Raw genomic sequence first — 22,187 nt, forward strand, 5'->3', positions numbered from 1 at the left:
CCGGGACAAGCCCGGCCATGACGAGGACATTGCTAGGAGCGCGGCTTCCGCTCGAAGAGGACGCGCGCCAGGAAGCCGACCCCCGCAGCGGCGAAAAGCGCCGCAATGCGCCAGGAAAATAGATTGGCCAGCAGCAGCGCGATCGCCGCGAGAACCGCCGCGATCACCATGCCGCGCAGGGCCGTTGGGGAAAGAATTGGCGTATCGGACGGCCGCACGATGGGGCGCGGAATCACTTGCTCCATGACGCTGGCGAGAACGAGCCCCGCGCCGGGGTCGATGAGCAGGCGATAGGTGTCGATCGTGGGCGCCTGATAGGGAAATGCCGCCCCGCCTCTGGCCGGCTCATGCGCAAATGCAGTCGCCTCCCACCGGTCGGCGTCGACGCGCGCCAGATAGAGATCGAACAAGCGCAGGCCGCCGGCGGCGTCATAGGCGGGCACGCGCGCCTTGAGCGCATAGACGGACTGAGGCGAATTTTGCGACGGCAGCCGATCGGGCGAAATCTGGCTCGCGGTTTCGATCAACCGGCGGACGGGGACGCCGCGCTCCTCCGCCGCGCCGCGCAGCAAGATTTCGACTTCGCGCAGGATCGACTGTTCGGTCAGCCGGCCGTCCCGCAGCTCGGCATTCATCGGCCGGACCGCCTCCTGCGCATAGGAGGCCTTGGCGGCGGCGACTGAAAGCAAACGGTCCTCGCCGCTGCTCATATCCGGCACGGGAAGAACAAGGCTGTCGAAAAGATGCGACATGCCCTCGGCCGGGGCGCCCGCTATTGTCGGCGGCGGCGCGTTGGGCGCCGTCGTCGGCGTGACCGACGGGCGATGGGCGACGCGCAAGCTTTGCGTATCCGTCGCCACTGGCGGCAGCGGCGCGATCTTCTCGACGCTCATCGCGGGCCTCCTCGCGGCGCGCGCGCCGCCTGCGTTGTTCCATCCGCCAGCGGCGCTATTCGCTCTTCAAGCGCGCGAGGTCGAACGCCTCGACGTCGCGCAGCAATTCGATGAAAGCCGTCGCCCAATAATCCGCCGTCGCCTCGCCCTTTTCGGCGCTCGCTTTGGAGGCGTCGCCCATGGCGCCCGAGGGCGACAGATCCTGCGTCAGCCAGCCGAAGCCCGCCGGCCGATCGGCGCGCAGCCAGGCGAAGTCGCGCTCGAAATCCAGCGTCGCGGGCGGGAAATTCTTGGCGCGTCCCATGTCGACCAGCTCGGGCCGGAAGGCGAGCATCAGAGAGGTCTCGATCTCGCCGCCATGAATGCCGTGGCGCTGCTCCTGCGCCGAGAAGAGCCCGTCGGGATAGCCGAAACGCGCCCAGGAGCAGGTGACTGCGAGAAGGCCGAGATGCGCCCGCAGTTCGAGCGCGACTGTGGAGATCAGCGCGGAATTGCCGCCGTGCGAATTCATCAGCACGAGTTTTTTCACGCCGGCGCGCGCGACGCCTTCGGCGATGTCGAGGAGCATGCGAGAGGCCGTCTCCTGCGACAGCCATAAGGTGCCGGGGAAGTCGCGGTGTTCGAGCGAGACGCCGACGCTCTGCATCGGCAGGAAGACGGCGTCGAGGTCTTCGGGCAGGCGCGCCGCGACGCGCTCGATGCAGCCCTCCATGATCATGGCGTCGACGCCGAGCGGCAGATGCGGGCCATGCTGCTCGACGGCGGCGATGGGCAGCACGGCGATGACGCCGGACATGTCATGCGCGCGTATGTCGCGCAGGGAAAGCTCGGACCAGAAGCAAGAGGGCAGCATGGGCCGATTAAAGCCCGGCTGCGGCAAAATTGCGAGCCTGAAGGCCGGACCGCGCGCCTTCAGGCGCGCTCAGGCTGTTGACAAAGCGGCGACGGCGCGCGCCGCGTCTTGAGAAATGCGAGCCTGAAGGCTCGCGGTCCATCACGCGGACCGCGCGTCTTCAGACGCGCCTCATCGATCAGTCGGGACCGGCGCCGAACTCTCCCGGTCCCCTGCCGCCCATATGCCCCGGGTGGCCGCCCATGTGATGGCCCCTATGCGGGTCGACCGCCCCTTCGACGAGCGCGCCGAACCGGCGCTTCTGCGCCTCGTCGAGGCTGTCGTAGAGCGGCTTGGCGGCGGCGGCGATCTTTTCCAATTCGCCGGCGTGCGCGACCATATGTTGCGCCCGCCGCTGCAAGGCGCCGAGGGCGTCCGAGTCAGGAGCCGGCGGCGCCTTGTCGCGCCTCTCGGCGAGATGCGCGATGCGCGCCTTGGCGATGTCGCGCAGCGCCGTTTCGAGCGCAGGCCAGTTTTTCTCCTGGTCGGATTTGAGTTGGAGACCCGCCTTCAATGCGGCGATGCGGGCGTCGGAAAAGGCGGCGATGTCCTGCACGGATGGGTGCGGCGGATGCACGAATGGCTCGGCGTTCGCCGGCTGCGCGGCTTGGGCGGCCGCCGCGCCGCAAAGAGAGAAGGCTGTGGCGATAACAAGAAGAGACTGACGCATGAGATGTCCTAAATCACTGTCCACGCCCGGATTGTTTCGTTTCAGCTCGCGCTCGGCAATTTAAAGTTCGGTAATGTCGCACTACCTTCGGCATGAGACCCAACCGGACAAAGGAACCTATCTGTGCCGCTCGAAATTTCCCGTCGCCAGGCGACGCTCTTTTTCGCCGCCGCTGGCGCGCTTCTCTCGGGCGCCGCGCGCGCCGAGGACGCCAAGAAGATGATCGTGCACAAGAGCCCGACCTGCAGTTGCTGCGGCGGCTGGGCTGAGCGCATGCGCGCCGCGGGCTTCATCGTGGAAGAGATCAAAGAGCCCGACATGAACATTTTGAAAGCCAAGCTCGGCGTGCCGGAGCCGATGACCTCCTGCCACACCGCTGAGCTGGACAGTTACGTCATCGAAGGCCATGTGCCGCCGCAGGCCGTCGCCCAATTGCTGAAGGACCGCCCGAAAGTCACGGGCGTCGCCGCGCCCGGCATGCCCATGGGCTCGCCCGGCATGGAGATGGGCCCGCCGGAGACCTACACGCTGTATTTGTTCGACGCCTCGGGCGCGCGAGAATTCGGCAAATGGCTCGGAGACAAGCCCGCCTGACCGGCCGCGTCGAGCAAGCCCAGATAGCGGGCGGCGCCCCTGCCCGCGGCGCGTCCCGTGGCGAACGCCGCCTGCAGCAAATAGCCGCCCGTCGGCGCGTCATAGTCGAGCATTTCCCCGGCGACGAAGACGCCCGGCATTTTCCTCAGCATGAGATCGGCGTCGACCTCGTCGAAGGCGACGCCGCCCGCCGTAGAAATGGCGCGCTCCAGCCCCGCGACGCCCGAGACCTTGAGCGGCGCGTTCTTGATCAGCGTGGCCAGGGCCTCGGCGTCTCGCGGCAAGCCCTCCGGCTGCGCCTCCCGCAGAAGGCCGATCTCGGCCTTGGAGAAGCCGGCGCGGCGCAGGAAGGTCGCGTGAGACTGTTTGGGCGGGCGACGCGACAGCTTGCGGGCGAGGCAGACCTGGCTGGTGTCGGGACGCAGATCGACGAGAAGCGTCGTCGCGCCATCCGTCTTCGCCGCCTCGCGCAGGCGCGAGGAGAGCGCGTAAACCGGCCCGCCCTCGAGCCCCTTGGCGGTCACGACCATATCGCCGCGCGCCGTCGCCTCGCCGTGGCGGAGCAGGACGGTCTTGATCGGCTGGCCCTCGAAATCGGCGCGGAAGATCGGACTCCAGCGAACAAGCGCGCCGCTGTTTGCGGCCGATAGCGGCGTCACCTCGATGCCTGCGGCTTTCAAGAGGCCGACCCAGCCGCCCTCCGAGCCGAGCTTGGGCCAGGAGGCGCCGCCCAGCGCCAGCACCACGGCGCCGGCCGCGCGGGAGAATTCATGTCCGTCAGGACCTCTCAGCCGCAGGGCGCCGTCTTGGGCAAAGCCCAGGAAGGAATGCCGCAGAGCGAAGGTCACGCCGAGCTGGGCGAGGCGCGTGAGCCAGCCGCGCAGCAAGGGCGACGCCTTGAAGCTCGCCGGAAAGACCCGGCCGCTGCTGCCGACGAAAGTCACCTCACCGAGCTCGGCGCAGAAATCGCGCAGCGCCTGAGGCGGAAAGGCGCGCACGAAAGGCGCGAGACGCTTCGCCGCCGCGCCATAGCGCGAGACGAATCTGTCGAGATTTTCGCTGTGCGTAATATTGAGACCGCCACGGCCCGCCATCAAAAATTTGCGCGCGGGGCTCGGCTTGTGCTCATAGATAACGACGCGCGCGCCAGCGCGGGCAAGGACCTCGGCGGCGAAAAGCCCGGCGGGCCCGGCGCCGATCACAGCGCAGAACGGAGCGGCGGCGGCGTTAATGTGAGCGGCCTCCACGCGAACGGCGGCGGAAAATGCGAATGGCGGATGGACTTGTCCCATCTCTTGTCACGCTTCTTGACCGGCGTTTTGTTGCGCCCCAGTTAGCACGGGCCCCCTGCAAGCGGAAGTAAACTTTATATGACGGTGGATGAAATTCAGCAAAATGACGCAGCGGGCGAACGCTTCGGTTTTGTCGTCGGGGAGGGCGAGACCGGCGCGCGGCTCGACCGCTTTCTGGCCGAGCGGCCGGAGCTCGTCGAGGCGCATCTCTCCCGCAGCCGCATCAAGGCGCTGATCGAGGAGGGACGCGTCTCGCTTCGCGGCGCCGCCGTGAATGATCCTGCGAAGAAGCTTTTAGCCGGCGACGCCGTGACGCTCGACGTGCCGCCCCCCGCCCCCGCCGAGCCGCAAGCCGAGGATATTGCGCTCAACGTCGTCCATGAGGACGCGCATCTCATCGTCATCGACAAGCCGGCGGGGCTCGTCGTGCATCCGGCGAGCGGGCATGAGAGCGGCACGCTGGTCAACGCGCTCATCGCCCATTGCGGGGAAAGCCTTTCCGGCGTCGGGGGCGTGAAGAAGCCCGGCATCGTGCATCGCATCGACAAGGACACGACGGGCCTTCTCGTCGTCGCCAAAACCGACGCGGCGCATCATGGCCTCTCGGCGCTCTTTGCCGACCATGGCCGCACGCTGTCGCTCACGCGCGAATATCTCGCTTTCGTCTGGGGCGTTCCCGATCGCGCGCATGGGACGATCGAAACCTATCTCGGCCGCCACTCGATCCAGCGCGAACGCATGGCCGTGGTGCCGGAGTCGCGCGGACGCGAGGCGATCACCCATTGGGAGAAGATCGCCGATTATGGCGTCGCGTCGCTGATCCGCTGCCAGCTCGAGACGGGCCGGACCCATCAGATCCGCGTGCATATGGCGCATATCGGCCATCCGCTGATCGGCGACTCGACCTATGGCGCGGGCTTCAAAACCAAGGTCGCCAAGCTCCCCGAGGCGGCGCGCGCGGCAGTGGAGAAGCTCGGCCGGCAGGCGCTCCACGCCGCGACGCTCGGCTTCGAACATCCGATCACGGGCGAGGAGATGATGTTCGAAAGCGAGTTGCCGCAGGACCTCGCCGCATTGATAGCGGCGCTCGAACAGATTTGAGCGCAGTTGAGGCCGGGGCAAAAATAAGCACTATACGCGAAGAGGGTTTTCATCGCTCGAGGAGGCAAAATATGTTGTCGCGCCGGTTAACCATCATCGCCATGATGAGCATGGGCCTCGGGGTCTTCGCGCAGCCGGCCTTCGCCGATCCCGCTTATCTGGAAGACGCGATCACCGAAACCAGGGAAGCCATTGCGGCCGGCAAGCAGCTCCAGGCCGGCTCTTTCGTCGAGCACGCCGATCAAGCGATCGACCGCGCGCGCAGCGCTGTCTGGCAAACGCCCGTCGACGAGATCCGCAAGGGCATCAAGCTGATGCGCAAGGCGGTGAAGCTCGCGAAGGGGACGAATTCCGAGAAGCGCATCGCCAAGGCGACCGAACAGGCGGAATTCGCTCTGGAGCAGTTCGAAGCGGTGAAGTGATTTGGGGGGCCATTATAGCGTTGGCCCCTACGCCGACCCATCCCCGCAAGCGCTATAGGATCACGCATCTCAGAACCGTCATGGCCGGGCTTGTCCCGGCCACCCACGCCGATGGGCATGGCTGACCTAGGGACGGGACCGTGTTTTACGCCAAGACCAATCCGACCAGGTGAGCCGCCATTGCCCGGCGTGGATGGCCGGGACGAGCCCGGCCATGACGGTGTGGTGCGACCCTACGCACAGATGACGCCTCCCTCACCGCCCCTCGCAGGCGGAGAGCGGCATCGGCTCCAGACGATAGACCTTGTCGTCGCTCTGCGTCTTTTTCTCTTGCCCGCAATAGGCTTCGAGCTGCAGGCCCATATTGGCGTTGCCGAGCATCATGAAATCCTTTTCGCCGCGCCGCAGATAAATGGTGCGCGTTTCGCCGGTCGTGCAGCCCGTGGCCTTGGCGTTCTCGATGTCTTGCGGCGCGCAATCCGCCTCACTGCCCGTCTTGCAGAAGGCAGCGCTGCATTGCCACTGATCCTCGAAAGGCGTGCAATTATATTTGAGCGTCGCCGGCTTGCCGTTCTTTCGCGTCGTCACCGACGCCGAGACGCTCGCGCCGTCCGGCCAATCCGGCAGAAGCTTTTTCGCGCGGTCCGCATCGATCTGCCGGAGGTCGCGCGACACACGAACGGAAACCGTCTGCTGCTGCGGATGCGACGCCAGATGCTGGGTCGAATAATCGCGGCCATAGCAGAACGGAACGTCGGGTTTGAGCCGCTCGCGCAGCGGCGCGCCCAGGCCGGCGTAGGGCGAATTGGTCTTGTTCGCCTCCGCGACACAGTCCTCGATCGGCCGCCGCTCCAGGCGGAAACTCTTGTCGTCGGCGCCGAGCCGCGATGTGACGTCGCCCGCTTCCTCATCCTCGGGATCCAGCAGAAGATCCGCGCCAACTCCATCGACGATTACATGCGCATCGTCCTCCGCGCGCAGGCCGCCAATATGGCGATCGCACTCGCCGCCGCATTGCAGGCTGGCTTTCGACTTGTCGTCGTAATCGTTTTTGTAGCACCAGCCGGAGACATTCTCGGGCTTTTTGGCGCCGCGAAGGGTGACGAGCGCCGCGACATGGGTCGTGTCGCGGTTCGAGGCGTCCGCTTCGGGGTTCGCGTGCTTATGCGGGCTTTCCTCGCTGTGGCGCAGATTGGGGTCCTCCCAATAGGTCGAGGCCTTGTCCTTGCCGACCATGAAAAACAGCCGCTCGACCCTCTGATGCGGATGCGCGGCGAGATGCGCGGAATCATAGACCCTTGCGAAACAGAGCTTGCCCTGCGCGAAGATCAACTTCTCGACGCGCGAGGGCTCGTCCGCCGCAGCGGTAAAGGGCGCAACGGCTGCGGCCGCCACGAAGAGAAATGCCAGGAATCGCACGCGCCCCTCCCCTGCTTCTGACCTGTCGCGGACTATGCCATAATTCGCTCGTCTCGCATGAGGGCTGGCGCACATGGATCGACGCGGGGTTTTCCGGGGGGCTTTAGTGGCGGCGGCCGGCTGGTTCGGCGTTGCGCGGGCGAGCGAGGAACGCGCGCCGATGAAGGTGGTCTATCACCTCTCGGATTTCGAGAAGGCCGACTTCGTCCTGCACAATATGCGCGTGCATTACGAACACGCGACCGCCCCCACGGCGCTCGCCCTCGTCGTGCACGGCCCCGCCGTCCGCGCGTTCCATCGCGACGGGTCAAGCGTCACGCAGGAGCGCTTCGCGAGTCTCTCGAAGCGCGGAATGACTCCTTACATCTGCGCGGTCGCCTTGCGTGGGCACAATGTGGAAGAGAAGGATTTGACGCCCGGCTTTCAGGTGGTCGAAGCCGGCACGGTCCGTCTCGCGGAGTTGCAACGCGACGGCTATCTCTACATTCGGCCCTAACAAGATCGTTTGAACGACTGGCGTTTGGACTTGTCATTCCCGACAGGCCGCAGGCCTGATCGGGAATCCAGAGCCAAGATAGCGCTGGTTGCCCTGGATCACCGATCGCTCGCTTTGCGAGCGTCGAGGATGACAGCCCCTAACCGCCCTCTTTTTGGGCCTTAGCCGTCTTGCCGCTGCGTTCCTTCGCCTTGGTCTTGCGGAGGTTCTCCGCATTCTTCTGAGGCGTTTCCTCCTTGGAGGCTCCGGCCTCATGCAGGGCGATGGCGACGGCTTGTCTTGGATTCTCGACCTTCTTGCCGGCGCCGCTCTCGAGTTCGCCATGCTTGTATTCATGCATGACGCGGCTCACGGTTTTCTTCTGTTCCGGCGACTGCTTGGGCATGACAGCGCTCCCGCTCGAGGAATGCTGACTGAACGCATCGCGAAGGCGGATGATCCTAAATCGAAACCTTCGCGCCCCAGCGCGCGTTATTCGATCATGTGGCCCACCGGGAGGTCGGAAATGTGGTCGAGCCGCCAACCCACGCGCCTTTGCAAGACGGTCGCGATCGCGCTCTTGATCGTCACATTCGCGAGCGAGGCGCTCGCGCAAACTATCTGGCTTCCAAGGCCGCCGGCCAGAATACACCGCGCGCAGCCGTCCTATGCCGGCGATTGCGGCCCCAACCCGCCGCCCGGCTATCGCTGGGACTTGAAAGGCTGGCGTAGCGGGTTCAACCGGGATTTCGAGTGCTACATGCTCGACGAATATTGAGCGCGCGGCCGACCAACGGGGTCGCCGCGCGCGACGTTTATCTTCACTCCACCAGCGCGGCCTTCGCCTTGCCGAACTTCTTGCGGTCGTTCGGATCGAGATAGACCTTGCGCAGGCGGATCGACTTCGGCGTCACTTCCACCCGCTCGTCGTCCTCGATATAGGCCAGCGCCTTTTCGAGCGTCATCTGGATCGGCGGCGTCAGGCGCACCGCTTCGTCCTTCGATTGCGTGCGGATGTTGGTGAGCTGCTTGCCCTTGAGCACATTGATTTCGAGGTCATTGTCGCGCGTGTGCTCGCCGACGATCATGCCGCGATAGACCTTCCAGCCGGGCTCGATCATCATCGGGCCACGATCTTCCAGCTTCCACATGGCGTAGGCCACGGCCTCGCCCTGATCGTTCGAGATCAGCACGCCGTTGCGGCGGCCCTGAATCTCGCCCTTATAGGGCGCGTAGCTGTGGAACAGGCGGTTCATGATCGCCGTGCCGCGCGTGTCGGTGAGCAATTCGCCCTGGTAGCCGATGAGGCCCCGCGTCGGCGCGTGGAACACGAGGCGCAGGCGATTGCCGCCCGAGGGGCGCATTTCGATCATCTCGGCCTTGCGCTCGGCCATTTTCTGCACGACGACGCCGGAATGTTCCTCGTCGACGTCGATGACGACTTCCTCGATCGGCTCCAGTATCTCGTCGCCCTCGCCGCGCTTGAAGACGACCTTGGGGCGCGACACGCCCAGCTCGAAGCCCTCGCGGCGCATTGTCTCGATCAGAATGCCGAGCTGCAATTCGCCGCGGCCCGAGACGATGAAGGCGTCGCCCATCGGCGCGTCTTCCACGCGAAGCGCGACATTGCCTTCGGCCTCCTTCATCAGCCGCGCGCGGATCATGCGGCTCGTGACCTTGTCGCCTTCCGTGCCCGCCAGCGGGCTGTCGTTGACGAGGAAGGTCATGGAGAGGGTCGGCGGATCGATCGGCTGCGCCTGCAGCGGCTCATTGACTTCGAGCGCGCAAAGCGTGTCGGCGACGTTGAACTTTTCGAGGCCCGCAATGGCGACGATGTCGCCGGCTTCCGCCTCATCGATCGGCTGGCGCTCGATGCCGCGGAAAGCGAGGATCTTGGAGACGCGACCCTGCTCGACCACTTTGCCCGTGCGGTCGAGAACCTTCACGGCCTGGTTCGGCTTCACGCTGCCGGAGAAAACGCGGCCGGTAATGATGCGGCCGAGATAGGGGTTCGCTTCGAGCAGCGTGCCGAGCATGCGGAAGCCGCCTTCTTCGACCGTAGGCTCCGGCACATGCTTGAGCACGAGATCGAACAGCGGAGCCATGCCGTCCTGCGGTCCGGTCGGCTCCTCGGCCATCCAGCCCTGCTTGGCGGAGCCGTAGATGATCGGGAAGTCGAGCTGCTCGTCGGTGGCGTCGAGGGCGGCGAAGAGATCGAAGACCTCGTTGACGACCTCCGAGACGCGCGCGTCGGGCTTGTCGACCTTGTTGACGCAGACGATGGGCTTCAGGCCGATCTTCAGCGCCTTGCCGACAACGAATTTCGTCTGCGGCATGGGGCCTTCGGCGGCGTCCACCAGCACGATGGCGCCGTCGACCATGGAGAGAATGCGCTCGACCTCGCCGCCGAAATCGGCGTGGCCGGGGGTGTCGACGATGTTGATGCGCACGTCCTTCCAGGTGATGGACGTGGCCTTGGCCATGATGGTGATGCCGCGCTCTTTTTCGAGATCATTCGAATCCATCACGCGCTCGGCGACGCGCTGGTTGTCGCGGAACGCGCCCGACTGCTGGAGGAGGCGGTCGACAAGCGTGGTCTTGCCGTGGTCGACGTGGGCGATGATGGCGATATTGCGAAGCTGCATGGCGGCTTTCGAGTAAACAGCCGCGACCCGTTCCGTCAGGCTTGAACTGGCCCGGAAGACGCGGCGGCGACTTTTGTTGCGATGCGGCGGCTTTTACAGGAGCGGGGCGGCGAAGGGAATAGAAAAGGGCGGATCGGGGCGCGTTGAGCGCCCTCCAGCATGGGTTTAGCTCGTTTTCTGCCTTTGGATGCTCCCCGCCGCTATGGTGGGGAGCGGCTCGCGAGGCTCCTGAGGCTAGCTTCTCTCCGGGGCGTGCACCGCGTCCAGGCCGGCGCGCAAAGCGTGCGCCAGCTTCACGGCGTCGTCATTGGCCCAGAAATGCACGAAGAAAAGCCTCGGCTCGTCGTCGAGCATGTGGTTGTGAAGCGCCGTGACCTCGACGCCGTTCGAGCGGAGCGCTTTCAGCAGCGGCTCGACCTCCCTGGCCTCGGCGACAAAATCGCCGCTGATCGCCGCCTTTCCGCCGCCGGTGGGTTCGAAATTAAGGGCCGTCGCCGTGCCCATCGCCGGGGCGACGGTCATGCCGCCGGCCCTTATCTGGTCGCCGCGCGGGAAGCTGAATTGATAGACGCCGCCATTATTCTTGCCGTGGGCGCCAAGGGCTTCGTCTAGCCGGGCCGCGTCGAAGCCAAGCTCCGGGGCTTGTTGGCCGCCGCTGGAAGCCTCGAAAGGCGTGCCCGACGCCCCCAGAGCGTCCCGGACCAATTGCGCGAGTTTTGCGGGATCGCCCTCCGCGGAGACATGCATGTAGAAAGTCGCTGGCTGCGCCCGCAGGAGATGATTATGGACGCCGGTGATTTGCACCCCGGCGGCGAGCAGCGACTCCATCACCGGATTGATCTCGGGCTCGGTCAAGACCAGATCGCCCATCATCATGGCGTCGCGACCCATCGGCTCGAAGGCGACCCACCCTCCAAGCGCGAGCGCCGGCTTGATGTCCACGCCGTCGAGGGTGACGTGGAGATCACTTCGCGGCAGCCCATATTTGTGGACGGCGCCGCTGACGATCGGCTTTTTGCCGAAGGCGGCGTCGACGCGGGACCAGTCGAATTCGGCGGGCGCGGCCGGCGACGACAACACAAGCGCAAAGAGCGCCAAGGTCGCAGGGATCTTTCGCATTGGCTTCCCTTTCGTTGAAGGCCTCCCCTCCAGCGAAATAGGGCCGCGCGCGCCGGCGCGCTGGGAAAAGGTCGCGCCTTGCTACAGGCCGAGATTTTCCCTGAGCCAGAAGGCGGCTTTGAACAGCCCCCCCTCTGAGATGTTCGCGCCGAAGGCGAGATAGCTCGCGACAGAGGCCGTGAAGGCGAGCGTCGGCGCGACCGCCTGGAGACGCGCCTTGACGTCGAACGGGCCGGCAAGACGGAAAAACAGCGCGAAACAAGCCAGTCCGACCGACGCGCCGACGACCGTATCGGGGAAAGTGTGGCCGCCCACGAGGAAGCGATTGAAGAACACCAAAAGGGCGACCGACCAGGACGCGGCGGCGAAAAAATAGCCCGCCGGGGACCGGGCCGCGAGCGCCATTCTGCCGAACGAGCAGAAGAAGAAGCAGGCCAGCGCGGCATGTCCGCTGGGACTGTAAAGCCCGCCTAACCCATGGATGGCCAGGAAGACGATCTTGCCGAAAGAGATCAGCGCCGCGCAGAGGCCCGCGGAGAAGATGAAAGCCGCTGCGGGTCGCCGCAGGCCGGCAAACCACAGCGCGGCGGCAAGTCCGACGCAGGCGGACAAGACGAGGTTCGACGCGCCGAAGGGCGTGAAAAAAGCCAGAAGCCTGGACCCAGTCACCGACAAGCCTCGAAAAAACTATTACCGAAAGCATACATTCTCATGTCACCGCCCTCGTCATGGCCGCCGAGATACGGAATCCGCTTGATTGGTTCGATGTCATTCCCGACGCTCGCGCAGCGAGCGATCGGGAATCCAGAGCAAAACCAGCGCTTTTGTGGCTCTGGATTCCCGATCGGGCCTTCGGCCCATCGGGAATGACAAGGCCCCATGCGAGCTATTCAAAACGGAAACGGCATGACTCCCTTCGCCCATAAGGGGAGAGCGCCTCGTCCGGTTACTTCTTCGCCCCGCGCGCCGCGCGCTTGGCAAGCGTGCGCAGCCGCAGCGCATTGAGCTTGATGAAGCCTTCGGCGTCGCGCTGGTCGTAGGTGCCGCCTTCCTCAAAGGTCACGAGATCCTGGTCATAGAGCGACCACGGGCTCTCGCGGCCGACGAGCGCCGCTGATCCCTTGTAGAGCTTGAGCCGCACGCGGCCGGTGACGAGCTCCTGGCTCTTGTCGATCGCGGCCTGCAGCATCTCGCGCTCCGGCGAGAACCAGAAGCCGTTGTAGATCAGCTCCGAATAGCGCGGCATCAGCTCATCCTTGAGATGCGCCGCGCCGCGGTCGAGCGTGATGCTCTCGATGCCGCGGTGGGCGACGAGCAGGATCGAGCCGCCGGGCGTCTCATACATGCCGCGCGACTTCATGCCGACGAAACGGTTCTCGACGAGGTCGAGACGGCCAATGCCGTGCTGGCGACCCAGCTCATTGAGCTTGGCGAGCAGCGCCGCCGGCGTCAGCGCCACGCCATCGACCGCCACCGCATCGCCCTTCTCGAAATCGATGGTGATATATTGCGGCTCGTTCGGCGCATCTTCGGGATGGCCGGTGCGCGAATAGACGTAGTCCGGCGTCTCCTGCGCCGGGTCTTCCAGCACCTTGCCCTCGGAGGAGGTGTGCAGGAGATTGGCGTCGGTGGAGAACGGCGCCTCGCCGCGCTTGTCCTTGGATATGGGAATCTGATGCGCCTCGGCGAAGGCGATGAGATCGGTGCGGGAATGGAAGTCCCATTCGCGCCAGGGCGCGATCACTGTGATGTCGGGCTCCAGCGCATAATAGCCGAGCTCGAAGCGCACCTGATCGTTGCCCTTGCCGGTCGCGCCGTGGCAAACGGCGTCCGCCCCCATTTTGCGGGCAATCTCGATCTGCTTTTTCGCGATCAGCGGACGGGCGATGGAGGTGCCGAGAAGATACAGCCCCTCATAGACGGCATTGGCGCGAAACATCGGGAAGACGTAGTCGCGCACGAATTCCTCGCGCAGATCCTCGATGAAGATGTTCTCGGGCTTCACGCCGAGGAGCAGCGCCTTTTCGCGCGCCGGGCCCAGTTCCTCGCCCTGGCCGAGATCGGCCGTGAAGGTGATGACCTCCGCGCCATAGGTCGTCTGCAGCCATTTGAGGATGATGGAGGTGTCGAGGCCGCCGGAATAGGCGAGGACGACCTTCTTGATGTCTTTCTTGGCGCGGGTCATGTCGGGCTCGGTATTGGTGCTTGGTCGGCGCCGTTATAAGCCCGCCGCCGCCGCGCGCAAGCGTTGGGCCTAGGGTTGCGAGCGGTCAGCGCCCGCCGGGGATGACAGAGGGCGTCATTCTCGATGTGCGATAAATCACAAGCGAGGCGGGTCGGACTGCGCTAGGCTTCCGTTTCCGCCTTCCCTCTCTAGGAGAAGCCCGTGATCAGGAATGCGCTTGCGAGATTTGCCCTGGCCAATTGCGCTCTGTTCGTTCTCTGCGCCCCGGCGCCCGCCAAGGACGAGCGGGTCTGGACGCTCTCGGGCCTCGAAGAAAAGAAGCCGGACTTGATTTATCTCAACTACGGCGTTCCCGAGACGGACGACAGCTTCGGCGCCTTTCGCTGCAAGCCCAAGAGCGGCGACGTGACCTTCTTCGTCTCCGAGACGAGCGAGAAGCTGAAACCCGGCAAGAGCGCCACGGCGGCGCTTTCCATCGGCGAGGTTCAAACGAAAATCGCCGGCAAGCTTTTGCCCAATGAAGAAGCGGGCGTGCCGAGCTTCGAAGGGCGGCTGCCGGCGAATGACCCGATCTTCGAGGCGATGGCGACGGGCGAGACATTGGCCGCGATCATCGGCCCCTCCAAGCAGACCGCGCCGCTGAAGGGCGCCGCCGAGAAGGTGAAGAAGTTCATTGCGGCCTGCGCCAAGCCGTGACGGCGGCGCGGCGCAACGCTACAATGACGTCATGAGCAGCCATCCGCCGCAAGATACGGCCAAAACCATCGCGGGGCTCACCCCCGCGCGCCGTCGCGCGCTCGACATTCTCATCGAGGCCAACCGGCCCGTCGGCGCCTATGAGATGATCGATCTCATGGCGAGCGCCGACGGCAAGCGGCCGGCCCCCGTCTCGGTCTATCGCGCGCTCGCCTTCCTCCTCGACAATGGACTTGCGCATCGGCTCGAATCGAAGAACGCCTTCGTCGTCTGCGGCCATTGCCATGGCGCCGAGGAGCCGGTCGTGTTTCTCATCTGCGAGGAGTGCGGGGAGGTCAAAGAGGCGACCTCCCCCGGCCTCGCCCGCGAGCTCTCCGCGCTCACCAGCGAAGCCGGCTTCAAGGCGCGCACGCGCGTCGTGGAGATCGCCGGCCGCTGCGCGCGCTGCGCCGGCGCCTGACATGAACGCGCCGGCCTTTGCGCCCCGGATTTTGGCGCCCCGGACTTTGGCGCTGCGGGGCTTGCTCGTCTTCGTCTTCTGCCTCCTCGCCGCGCTGGCCTTGGCCGCGCCGAATTATCCGGCGCTCACCGGCCGCATTGTCGATCAGGCGAACGTGATCCCGGAGGCGACGCGCGCGAGCCTGCAAACGAAGCTGAAGGACCTCGAAGACAAATCCAGCATCCAGCTCGTCGTCGCGACGATCAAGACGCTGGACGGCTATGACATTGAAACCTACGCCAACGGCCTCTTTCGCTTCTGGAAGCTGGGCGAAGCCAAGAAGAACAATGGGGTCCTTTTCCTCGTGGCGCCCAGCGAGCGCAAAATGCGCATCGAGGTCGGCTATGGGCTCGAAGGCACGCTGACCGATGCGCTCTCAAAGGTGATCCTCGCCAGCGCCGTCGCGCCGAAATTCAAGGCGGGCGACTATGGCGCCGGCATCGAGCGCGGCGTCGAGGGGATCATCGAGATCCTGAGCGGCGACTCGGCGGAATGGGTGAAGAAGGCTGCGCCGGCGCCGTCGATGGTCGACGAGCTTCTTCCTCTCCTCATCTTCGCGCTCTTCGTTTTCATCTTCATCATGATGGCGCGAAGCGCCGGACGTCCGAAGGATTACCGCCATTACCGCCGCGGGGGCCCGCCGATCGTCATCCTGCCCCCGAGCCGCGGCGATTGGGGCGACGGCGGCTCCTTTGGCGGCGGCTCGTCGTGGGGCGGCGGCGACGGCGGCGGCTTCGACAGTTTCTCGGGCGGCGGCGGCTCGTCCGGCGGCGGCGGCGCCTCGGGAGATTGGTGATGCTGCTGACCGAGCAAGACCTCGACGCAATCGCCCAAGCCATCGGCAAGGCGGAGCAGAAAACCTCCGGCGAGATCGTTTGCGCTTTGGCGCGCCGCGCGTCGGACTACGCCTATGTGCCGCCGCTCTGGGCCGCTTTTTTCGCGCTCGTCTCGCCCTGGCCGCTCGCCGAATTCACCGATCTTTCCGCCAAGACGATCTACGCCGCGCAGATCGGCGTCTTCATCGTCTGCGCGCTCATCGTCTCCTGGCCGCCGATCCGGCTCGCGCTCACGCCCCGCCTCGTGAAGAAGCGCCGCGCCGAGCGGGCGGCGATCGAGCAATTTTTCTCCCGCGGCGTCTCGGGCACGAAAGGCCGCACCGGCGTGCTGATCTTCGTCTCCTTCGCCGAGCATTACGCCCGCATCATCGCCGACGAGGGGTTGAACGGAAAAATCTCGGACGCGGAATGGAAGGCGGCGCTGGAGCCTTTGCTAACTTCCCTCGCTCAGCGCCGCTGCGCGGAAGGTTTTGTCGCGACGATCGACGAATGCGCGCGCCTGCTCGCGCGCGCCGCGCCGCCCGGCGAAGAAGGCGACGAATTGCCGGACAAGGTCTATGTGAGTTGAGCTTTCGCATAGAGGGCGCGCCCGGCGAGCGCTGCGCCGAACGGTCGCTCGCAAAACGAGCGGTCGGGAATTACCGCCGTCATTGCGAGGAGGCGGAGCCGACGAAGCAATCCAGCGCCGCACCGCTGCCCTGGATTGCTTCGCTTCGCTCGCAATGACGGGCTCTGAGCAAAACCACAGCCCGCCGGGAATGACGAGTGCCCGTGCGAGCTATTCAAACGAAAATAGTGTTAGAAGCCCCCTAGCCTCGCAAGAGATCAGCCGCGCCGTTCCCGCGCGACCTCGCGCCAGCCGATGTCGCGGCGGCAGAAGCCGCCCGGCCATTGAATGGCGTCGACCGCCGCATAGGCTCTGACCTGCGCCTCCGAAACGCTCTCGCCGAGCGCCGTGACGTTCAGCACGCGGCCGCCCGCCGCCAGCAGCCGCTCCCCCTCCAGGCGCGTGCCGGCATGCGTGACGATAACATCGTCCATCGCCTCGGCGCTCGCCAGGCCGCGAATTTCCGAGCCGGTCAGCGGCGTGCCCGGATAGCCCTTGGCCGCGAGCACCACGGTGAGGGCCACGCGGTCGGAGAAATGCGGGCGCGCCTCGGACAGCGCGCCGCGCGCGGCGGCGAGCATGATCGACAGCAAATCGTCATCGAGGCGCGGCAGGATGACCTGAGCTTCCGGATCGCCGAAACGGTTGTTGTATTCGATGAGCTTCGGCCCCTCCGCCGTCAGCATCAATCCGGCGTAAAGCACCCCCGTAAAGGGCGCGCCCTTCTCCTGCATGGCGCGCATCGTGGGCTCGATGATCTCGGCCATCACGCGGCGCTCGATGTCCGGCGTCACGACGGAGGCCGGCGAATAAGCGCCCATGCCGCCGGTGTTCGGCCCCGTATCGCCGTCGCCGACGCGCTTGTGGTCCTGCGCCGTGGCGAAAGGCGCCGCGCGCGTCCCGTCGCAGATGGCGAAGAAGGAGGCTTCCTCGCCCTCTAAGAATTCCTCGATCACCACCTCGGCGCCCGAGCGGCCGAAGAGCCCTGCGAACATCGCCTCCACGGCGCGCTCGGCCTCCTCCAGCGTCTGCGCCACCACGACGCCCTTGCCCGCGGCGAGGCCATCGGCCTTCACGACAATGGGCGCGCCCTTCTCGCGCAAATAGGCAAGCGCTTGGTCCTTATCGGCGAAACGTCCATAGGCCGCGGTGGGAATGCCATAGTCGCGGCAGAGATCCTTGGTGAAGCCCTTGGAGCCTTCGAGCTGTGCGGCCGCCTGCGTCGGCCCGAAGGCGAGAATTTCGGCGCGCGCCAGCGCGTCCACCAGCCCGCCGATCAAGGGCTGCTCCGGCCCCACGACGACGAGCGCAATGCCCATCTCGCGGCAGAAGCGGATGACCGCGCCGTGATCCCCCGCGTCGAGATCGATATTCTCGCCCACCCGCTCGGTCCCGGGATTGCCGGGGGCGACATAGAGGCGGGTGAGCAGCGGGCTCTTCGCCAGCGCATTGGCGATAGCGTGCTCGCGGCCGCCCGATCCGATGAGGAGAATGTTCATGCGCTTTCCGCCCGAGTTGAACCGATTGCCCGCTTCTAAAGCAGGATTGCGGAAAAGTGGAAATCGGATTTCCGCCAGATGATCCCGCGCAATAAAAATGAGCCGGCTTTCGCCGCGCCGCCAGCCTGCCCGGGCGCCCGCCGGACAAGACGCGACAACGGCCATTTAGCGACGAACGCCATGCTTGCTGGCCATTTATGCGGCGCTAGCTACCGGCCCCGGGGGCCATGGCCGGAGTAAAGAAATGTCCATCACCCGAGAGGTCGCCACGCATGAAAATGCGGTTGCGTACGGCGGCTTGATCGACGCTATCGGCGGCGTCGCGACAATCGTCCTGGCCGTCTGCGGCCTGGTCAATATCGCGCCCGTCTACATGACCGCGATCGCGACGATTGTCTTCGGAGTCGCGCTTCTCGTCCAGGGCGGCGCCATGGTCTCCGAATATGCGCAGATCGCCTTCCCCGCCGAGACGAAAGGCTTTACGGCCGAACAGTTCGGCGGCAACAGTCTGGCGGTCGTCTTCCTGGTCGGCGCGGCCGGAATCGTGCTCGGCATTCTGGCCTTGCTGGGCATTAATTCGGGCGTGCTCATGCCCGTGGCCGTCATCGCCTACGGCACAGCGCTCGTCCTGAGCAGCAACGCCGTCTGGCATCTCTTCCTGCTGCGCCGCGCCTCGCGCATGCAGGCGGTGACGTCGGGCCGATCGATGATCGGCGGCGAAATGCTCGCAAGCGAAATGGCCTCCGGGTCGGCGGCGTTGCAGGCGCTCGCGGGGCTTGCCGCGATCGTGCTCGGCATTCTCGCTCTGGCCGGCAATGTCAACGATCTGACGCTGAACCTCTGCGCGCTGCTCGCCTTGGGCGCCACGCTCGTCCTGACGGGCAGCACGCTCAGCGCGACGGTCATGGGCTTCATGCGGACAACCTGACCCCGCGCCGACCTGTCGTTCCCGGCGGGCCTCAGGCCCAGCCGGGAATTCGGCGTTTCGAGAGCGGGTAGCCGGAACCGCCGGGGCCTCGCGCGACCCCTCCCCACGGCCGCGAAAATGCTCTAAACACGGCGCCAACTTCTCTCGTTGCGAGGCGATATGGCGCGCCAGTTCATCTACCACATGCAAGGCCTCACCAAGACCTATCCGGGCGGAAAGAAGGTCTTGGACAATATCCATTTGTCTTTCTACCCGGACGCCAAGATCGGCGTGCTCGGCGTCAACGGCGCGGGTAAGTCGACCCTGCTGCGCATCATGGCCGGCATCGACAAGGAATACACCGGCGAGGGCTTCGTCGCGGAAGGCGCGCGCGTCGGTTATCTGCCGCAGGAGCCGCAGCTCGATCCGGCGCTCACAGCGCGCGAAAACGTCATGCTCGGCGTCGCGGAGAAGAAGGCCGTTCTCGACCGCTACAATGATCTCGCCATGAATTATTCGGACGAGACTGCGGACGAGATGACGAAGCTCCAGGACGAGATCGAGGCCAAGGGCCTGTGGGATCTCGACAGCCAGGTCGATCAGGCCATGGACGCGCTCGGCTGCCCGCCCGATGACGCCGACGTCACCAAGCTCTCCGGCGGCGAACGGCGCCGCGTGGCGCTCTGCCGCCTGCTGTTGGAGCAGCCCGACATGCTGCTGCTCGACGAGCCGACGAACCATCTCGACGCCGAGACGGTGAACTGGCTCGAGGGCCATCTGCGCAACTATCCGGGCGCGATCCTGATCGTCACCCACGATCGCTACTTCCTCGACAATGTCACGGGCTGGATTTTGGAGCTCGATCGCGGCCGCGGCATTCCCTATGAGGGGAATTACACGAGCTGGCTGAAGCAGAAACAGAAGCGCCTCATGCAGGAGGCTTCCGAGGACAAGGCCCGCCAGCGCGCGCTGGAAGCCGAAAGCGAGTGGATCGCCTCCTCGCCCAAGGCCCGCCAGGCCAAGAGCAAGGCGCGCATCCAGCGCTATGAGGAGCTCGTCGCCAAGCAGGGCGAGAAGGCGCCGACCACCGCGCAGATCATCATTCCGGTGGCGGAGCGCCTCGGCGGCAATGTCATCGACTTCGAGCACATCACCAAGGGCTTTGGTGAAAACCTCCTGATCGACGATCTCTCCTTCAAGCTGCCGCCGGGCGGCATCGTCGGCGTGATCGGCCCTAACGGCGCCGGCAAGACCACGCTCTTCCGCATGATCACCGGCCAGGAGACGCCTGACAAGGGCACGATCACCGTCGGCGACAGCGTGCAGCTCGGCTATGTCGATCAGTCACGCGACGCGTTGCACGCCAATAAGACGGTCTGGGAAGAAATCTCCGAAGGCAATGAGGTGATCTATCTCGGCAAGCGCGAGATCAACTCCCGCGCCTATTGCGGAGCCTTCAACTTCAAGGGCTCCGACCAGCAGAAGAAAGTCGGCCAGCTCTCGGGCGGCGAGCGCAATCGCGTGCATCTCGCCAAAATGCTCAAGAGCGGCGCCAATGTTCTGCTGCTCGACGAACCGACCAACGACCTCGACGTCGACACGTTGCGCGCGCTCGAAGAAGCCCTCGTGGATTTTGCCGGCTGCGCCGTCATCATCTCGCATGATCGCTTCTTCCTCGACCGCATCGCCACGCATATCCTCGCCTATGAAGGCGACTCGCATGTGGAGTGGTTCGAAGGAAACTTCGCCGACTACGAGGAAGACAAGAAGCGGCGCCTCGGCGTCGACAGCGTCATCCCGCACCGGCTGAAGTATAAGAAGTTCGCAAGATAATCCTCACTGCGCCGGGCCGTGCTTCCCCGCACAGAGGTCCGGCGCATTGGCCTTTACCTTCGTCTCGCGGCTTGAAAGTTCGTGACATGAAGGTCCAATCGCAAAAACCTTTCCTTTGGATTCCTGGCCAGGGCTGCGACGCCGCCGCCCTCGCGCGCATGCGCGCCGCCTTCCCCCGCCCGCGCGAGCCCATGGGCGAAGCCTGGTTCATGGGCGAGACCCGCGCCATGTTTTGGGATTTGCTGGGCGACCTCTCAACGCTGCCGATCGGCGACCTTCAGACGGCGCTCTTTGAAATCGCGAGCGGCACAAAAAATTTTGGCGAGCGCACCGAGTGGACCGATTGGTATCATCATATTCTCGTACAAACCCTGCCGCGCGCGCATGAGAGACATATCAGCAGCTATATCGAGACGCTCATCACCACTTTCATGTCCCTTTATTTCAATGGCGTAGCGCGTGAACCCTATAAAGGTTTCCGGCGCGACGCGCTGAATACGCTCGGCCGCTCGATAATGAACCCCGAGTGCTGGGATGGCGAGCGGATCAAGATCGGGCGCTTCCTCCGCCGCGAATATAATCCGCGTGTCGGCGTCTGGTTCTGGCGCGACGCCTCGGGCGACTTTTCGGCCTCCATGTTTTTCTGCCTGAAATACCTCGCCGCCGAAGAAATCGCGCCTTGGCTTCGTTCGGTCCTCTCGATTCCCGATCCGCATTGGCGGGCGCAGATCATGGTTTGGTTCATCGGCGCATACGACCTTCTCACAGGTCGGATCGACGATCCCTCAAGCTACGAAATTTCGGATTGCCCGAGCGTCTACTGGGACAGCGCTCATCTGCTGACCCGCGCCGCCTCAGACGGAGCGCCGACGCATTTTTTGCCCCAAGCCAATCGCGACGCGGCGCTGACGACCTTGGCGGCGGTTATGCTAGATGAGGTCTACCTCGACTGGCTGTGCTCTATCGCGGCGTTCGATTATCTGGAAAGCGAGCTTGCGGATTTGCCCGAGCGCTTTCGGATGCTCTACATTTTAGGCGCGGCGCCCTGAGCATGCCACGGTTCGGACCCACAGCGCGCCTGCATGTACCGCAGAGGCTAGCAGCCCGTCCGCCCGAACGCCTTCCGCAGCTCGTCCTTCGCCGCCTCCAGCACGCGCCGCCGCTCCGGGGCCAAATCCTTGCCGGCGCGGTTGATATAAAAAGTGAGCATCGACATCGCTGAACGAAACGGCGTCGTCTTGCGACGCGTGCTCGCCTCCGCCGAGCGCTTCAGCGACTGCGCGATCGCCTCGGGATCGTCGCGCGTAAAGACCCCCGCTTCGAGATCGAGCGCATTGCTGTGGCGTGTGACCTCGTTCGACCAGTAAGCGTTTTTGTCGTCCCGGCGCGCCATTCGTCCCTTCCTCGAAGAAAGAAGCTAGTCGGCGCCGGCGGGATCGAAAGGCCCGGCCGCGATCGCGGCCGGGCCGAGGTCACTGAAATTGCTCCTGAAAACCCGGCCCCTTGATTTGCCCCAGAAACAACTGCAACAACACCATTAAGGTGACGCTTTCGTTACGGGCCCGCCGTGCGGCCGCACACATGGTCGCCGCTTGGCTGGTCC

General features: G+C 65.0%; 24 protein-coding genes. 12 read left to right on the plus strand and 12 right to left on the minus strand.

Annotated elements, in window-relative coordinates:
- Positions 1-32 precede the first annotated feature (32 nt).
- The 3 genes from JJT62_RS12160 to JJT62_RS12170 all read right to left on the minus strand — a co-directional run bounded on the left by JJT62_RS12160 (position 33) and on the right by JJT62_RS12170 (position 2,455).
- Positions 33-893: a hypothetical protein gene (locus JJT62_RS12160; RefSeq protein ID WP_202073023.1), complete on the minus strand. Its 861-nt coding sequence runs from the start codon at positions 891-893 to the stop codon at positions 33-35.
- Between the two features lie 55 nt (positions 894-948).
- Complete coding sequence (locus JJT62_RS12165; RefSeq protein WP_202073024.1) at positions 949-1,746, minus strand: creatininase family protein; 798 nt, start codon at positions 1,744-1,746, stop codon at positions 949-951.
- Positions 1,747-1,924: 178 nt separating this feature from the next.
- Entirely contained in the window at positions 1,925-2,455 is a 531-nt protein-coding gene (locus tag JJT62_RS12170; protein WP_202073025.1) for a Spy/CpxP family protein refolding chaperone, read from the minus strand.
- Between the two features lie 123 nt (positions 2,456-2,578).
- On the opposite strand from JJT62_RS12170, the gene JJT62_RS12175 reads away from it, so the two are divergent.
- Positions 2,579-3,049: a DUF411 domain-containing protein gene (locus JJT62_RS12175; RefSeq protein WP_202073026.1), complete on the plus strand. Its 471-nt coding sequence runs from the start codon at positions 2,579-2,581 to the stop codon at positions 3,047-3,049.
- On the opposite strand, the gene JJT62_RS12180 is transcribed toward JJT62_RS12175, so the two are convergent.
- Positions 2,977-4,341 carry a TIGR03862 family flavoprotein gene (locus JJT62_RS12180; protein WP_202073027.1) on the minus strand — a complete coding sequence of 455 codons (1,365 nt, stop codon included), beginning with the start codon at positions 4,339-4,341 and terminating at the stop codon, positions 2,977-2,979. The two genes, JJT62_RS12175 and JJT62_RS12180, sit on opposite strands and share 73 nt — an antisense overlap.
- Positions 4,342-4,419: 78 nt before the next feature.
- Between JJT62_RS12180 and JJT62_RS12185 the strand changes: the two genes are divergently transcribed.
- Positions 4,420-5,442, plus strand: a complete 1,023-nt coding sequence (locus JJT62_RS12185) for an RluA family pseudouridine synthase (protein WP_202073028.1) — start codon at positions 4,420-4,422, stop codon at positions 5,440-5,442.
- A gap of 71 nt (positions 5,443-5,513) precedes the next feature.
- Positions 5,514-5,864, plus strand: a complete 351-nt coding sequence (gene smbP, locus JJT62_RS12190; protein ID WP_202073029.1) for a small metal-binding protein SmbP — start codon at positions 5,514-5,516, stop codon at positions 5,862-5,864.
- A 255-nt stretch (positions 5,865-6,119) separates the two neighbouring features.
- On the opposite strand, the gene JJT62_RS12195 is transcribed toward smbP, so the two are convergent.
- Entirely contained in the window at positions 6,120-7,283 is a 1,164-nt protein-coding gene (locus tag JJT62_RS12195; protein WP_202073030.1) for a hypothetical protein, read from the minus strand.
- Between the two features lie 73 nt (positions 7,284-7,356).
- Here JJT62_RS12195 and JJT62_RS12200 point away from each other — a divergent pair, with 73 nt between their 5' ends.
- Complete coding sequence (locus tag JJT62_RS12200; protein WP_202073031.1) at positions 7,357-7,779, plus strand: DsrE family protein; 423 nt, start codon at positions 7,357-7,359, stop codon at positions 7,777-7,779.
- 139 nt (positions 7,780-7,918) lie between these two features.
- Here the strand turns inward: JJT62_RS12200 and JJT62_RS12205 are convergent, their stop codons facing one another.
- The gene (locus tag JJT62_RS12205) at positions 7,919-8,164 is read right to left on the minus strand and encodes a DUF6496 domain-containing protein (RefSeq protein WP_202073032.1); all 246 of its coding nucleotides are present in this window, start codon (positions 8,162-8,164) and stop codon (positions 7,919-7,921) included.
- Between the two features lie 120 nt (positions 8,165-8,284).
- Here JJT62_RS12205 and JJT62_RS12210 point away from each other — a divergent pair, with 120 nt between their 5' ends.
- Complete coding sequence (locus JJT62_RS12210) at positions 8,285-8,536, plus strand: hypothetical protein (protein WP_202073033.1); 252 nt, start codon at positions 8,285-8,287, stop codon at positions 8,534-8,536.
- Between the two features lie 43 nt (positions 8,537-8,579).
- Here the strand turns inward: JJT62_RS12210 and typA are convergent, their stop codons facing one another.
- The 4 genes from typA to JJT62_RS12230 all read right to left on the minus strand — a co-directional run bounded on the left by typA (position 8,580) and on the right by JJT62_RS12230 (position 13,707).
- Entirely contained in the window at positions 8,580-10,403 is a 1,824-nt protein-coding gene (gene typA, locus JJT62_RS12215; protein WP_202073034.1) for a translational GTPase TypA, read from the minus strand.
- Positions 10,404-10,637: 234 nt separating this feature from the next.
- The gene (locus JJT62_RS12220) at positions 10,638-11,522 is read right to left on the minus strand and encodes a DUF1259 domain-containing protein (RefSeq protein WP_202073035.1); all 885 of its coding nucleotides are present in this window, start codon (positions 11,520-11,522) and stop codon (positions 10,638-10,640) included.
- Positions 11,523-11,603: 81 nt separating this feature from the next.
- Positions 11,604-12,191, minus strand: coding sequence for a hypothetical protein (locus tag JJT62_RS12225; protein WP_202073036.1), 588 nt, complete (start codon positions 12,189-12,191; stop codon positions 11,604-11,606).
- 277 nt (positions 12,192-12,468) lie between these two features.
- Positions 12,469-13,707: an argininosuccinate synthase gene (locus JJT62_RS12230; protein ID WP_202073037.1), complete on the minus strand. Its 1,239-nt coding sequence runs from the start codon at positions 13,705-13,707 to the stop codon at positions 12,469-12,471.
- Positions 13,708-13,908: 201 nt separating this feature from the next.
- On the opposite strand from JJT62_RS12230, the gene JJT62_RS12235 reads away from it, so the two are divergent.
- The 4 genes from JJT62_RS12235 to JJT62_RS12250 are packed head-to-tail and all read left to right on the plus strand — an operon-like array spanning position 13,909 to position 16,306.
- The gene (locus JJT62_RS12235) at positions 13,909-14,403 is read left to right on the plus strand and encodes a hypothetical protein (RefSeq protein WP_370568536.1); all 495 of its coding nucleotides are present in this window, start codon (positions 13,909-13,911) and stop codon (positions 14,401-14,403) included.
- Between the two features lie 31 nt (positions 14,404-14,434).
- Positions 14,435-14,863, plus strand: a complete 429-nt coding sequence (locus JJT62_RS12240) for a Fur family transcriptional regulator (protein WP_202073112.1) — start codon at positions 14,435-14,437, stop codon at positions 14,861-14,863.
- 1 nt (position 14,864) lies between these two features.
- Positions 14,865-15,698 (plus strand): YgcG family protein, encoded by an 834-nt coding sequence (locus tag JJT62_RS12245; protein WP_202073038.1) that lies wholly within the window; start codon positions 14,865-14,867, stop codon positions 15,696-15,698.
- Positions 15,698-16,306 carry a TPM domain-containing protein gene (locus tag JJT62_RS12250; RefSeq protein ID WP_202073039.1) on the plus strand — a complete coding sequence of 203 codons (609 nt, stop codon included), beginning with the start codon at positions 15,698-15,700 and terminating at the stop codon, positions 16,304-16,306. Before JJT62_RS12245 ends, JJT62_RS12250 begins: the two co-directional genes overlap by 1 nt.
- Positions 16,307-16,563: 257 nt before the next feature.
- Here JJT62_RS12250 and purD read toward each other — a convergent pair whose 3' ends face one another.
- A complete protein-coding gene (gene purD, locus JJT62_RS12255) occupies positions 16,564-17,844 on the minus strand; it encodes a phosphoribosylamine--glycine ligase (protein ID WP_202073040.1) in 1,281 nt (426 codons plus the stop codon).
- A 244-nt stretch (positions 17,845-18,088) separates the two neighbouring features.
- On the opposite strand from purD, the gene JJT62_RS12260 reads away from it, so the two are divergent.
- From JJT62_RS12260 to JJT62_RS12270, 3 genes are all read left to right on the plus strand, one after another.
- The gene (locus JJT62_RS12260; RefSeq protein WP_202073041.1) at positions 18,089-18,772 is read left to right on the plus strand and encodes a hypothetical protein; all 684 of its coding nucleotides are present in this window, start codon (positions 18,089-18,091) and stop codon (positions 18,770-18,772) included.
- Between the two features lie 159 nt (positions 18,773-18,931).
- On the plus strand, positions 18,932-20,584 hold the full coding sequence (gene ettA / locus JJT62_RS12265) for an energy-dependent translational throttle protein EttA (RefSeq protein ID WP_202073042.1): 1,653 nt from the start codon (positions 18,932-18,934) through the stop codon (positions 20,582-20,584).
- Positions 20,585-20,670: 86 nt separating this feature from the next.
- A complete protein-coding gene (locus JJT62_RS12270; protein WP_202073043.1) occupies positions 20,671-21,633 on the plus strand; it encodes a hypothetical protein in 963 nt (320 codons plus the stop codon).
- A gap of 47 nt (positions 21,634-21,680) precedes the next feature.
- Here the strand turns inward: JJT62_RS12270 and JJT62_RS12275 are convergent, their stop codons facing one another.
- Positions 21,681-21,977, minus strand: a complete 297-nt coding sequence (locus JJT62_RS12275) for a DUF3175 domain-containing protein (RefSeq protein WP_202073044.1) — start codon at positions 21,975-21,977, stop codon at positions 21,681-21,683.
- Positions 21,978-22,187: the final 210 nt, after the last annotated feature.

The organism is Methylocystis sp. Sn-Cys (assembly GCF_016745395.1).
GTDB classification, from domain to species: domain Bacteria; phylum Pseudomonadota; class Alphaproteobacteria; order Rhizobiales; family Beijerinckiaceae; genus Methylocystis; species Methylocystis iwaonis.

Bases quoted from the DNA above. Each gene is read 5' to 3' on its own strand.
- typA (WP_202073034.1), bottom strand. From the start codon at position 10,403: ATGCAGCTTCGCAATATCGCCATCATCGCCCACGTCGACCACGGCAAG.
- JJT62_RS12270 (WP_202073043.1), top strand. From the start codon at position 20,671: ATGAAGGTCCAATCGCAAAAACCTTTCCTTTGGATTCCTGGCCAGGGC.
- ettA (WP_202073042.1), top strand. From the start codon at position 18,932: ATGGCGCGCCAGTTCATCTACCACATGCAAGGCCTCACCAAGACCTAT.
- JJT62_RS12210 (WP_202073033.1), top strand. From the start codon at position 8,285: ATGTGGTCGAGCCGCCAACCCACGCGCCTTTGCAAGACGGTCGCGATC.
- JJT62_RS12205 (WP_202073032.1), bottom strand. From the start codon at position 8,164: ATGCCCAAGCAGTCGCCGGAACAGAAGAAAACCGTGAGCCGCGTCATG.
- JJT62_RS12240 (WP_202073112.1), top strand. From the start codon at position 14,435: ATGAGCAGCCATCCGCCGCAAGATACGGCCAAAACCATCGCGGGGCTC.
- JJT62_RS12170 (WP_202073025.1), bottom strand. From the start codon at position 2,455: ATGCGTCAGTCTCTTCTTGTTATCGCCACAGCCTTCTCTCTTTGCGGC.
- JJT62_RS12260 (WP_202073041.1), top strand. From the start codon at position 18,089: ATGTCCATCACCCGAGAGGTCGCCACGCATGAAAATGCGGTTGCGTAC.
- JJT62_RS12160 (WP_202073023.1), bottom strand. From the start codon at position 893: ATGAGCGTCGAGAAGATCGCGCCGCTGCCGCCAGTGGCGACGGATACG.
- JJT62_RS12245 (WP_202073038.1), top strand. From the start codon at position 14,865: ATGAACGCGCCGGCCTTTGCGCCCCGGATTTTGGCGCCCCGGACTTTG.
- JJT62_RS12250 (WP_202073039.1), top strand. From the start codon at position 15,698: ATGCTGCTGACCGAGCAAGACCTCGACGCAATCGCCCAAGCCATCGGC.
- JJT62_RS12200 (WP_202073031.1), top strand. From the start codon at position 7,357: ATGGATCGACGCGGGGTTTTCCGGGGGGCTTTAGTGGCGGCGGCCGGC.
- JJT62_RS12220 (WP_202073035.1), bottom strand. From the start codon at position 11,522: ATGCGAAAGATCCCTGCGACCTTGGCGCTCTTTGCGCTTGTGTTGTCG.
- JJT62_RS12230 (WP_202073037.1), bottom strand. From the start codon at position 13,707: ATGACCCGCGCCAAGAAAGACATCAAGAAGGTCGTCCTCGCCTATTCC.
- JJT62_RS12275 (WP_202073044.1), bottom strand. From the start codon at position 21,977: ATGGCGCGCCGGGACGACAAAAACGCTTACTGGTCGAACGAGGTCACA.
- smbP (WP_202073029.1), top strand. From the start codon at position 5,514: ATGTTGTCGCGCCGGTTAACCATCATCGCCATGATGAGCATGGGCCTC.
- JJT62_RS12180 (WP_202073027.1), bottom strand. From the start codon at position 4,341: ATGGGACAAGTCCATCCGCCATTCGCATTTTCCGCCGCCGTTCGCGTG.
- JJT62_RS12165 (WP_202073024.1), bottom strand. From the start codon at position 1,746: ATGCTGCCCTCTTGCTTCTGGTCCGAGCTTTCCCTGCGCGACATACGC.
- purD (WP_202073040.1), bottom strand. From the start codon at position 17,844: ATGAACATTCTCCTCATCGGATCGGGCGGCCGCGAGCACGCTATCGCC.
- JJT62_RS12185 (WP_202073028.1), top strand. From the start codon at position 4,420: ATGACGGTGGATGAAATTCAGCAAAATGACGCAGCGGGCGAACGCTTC.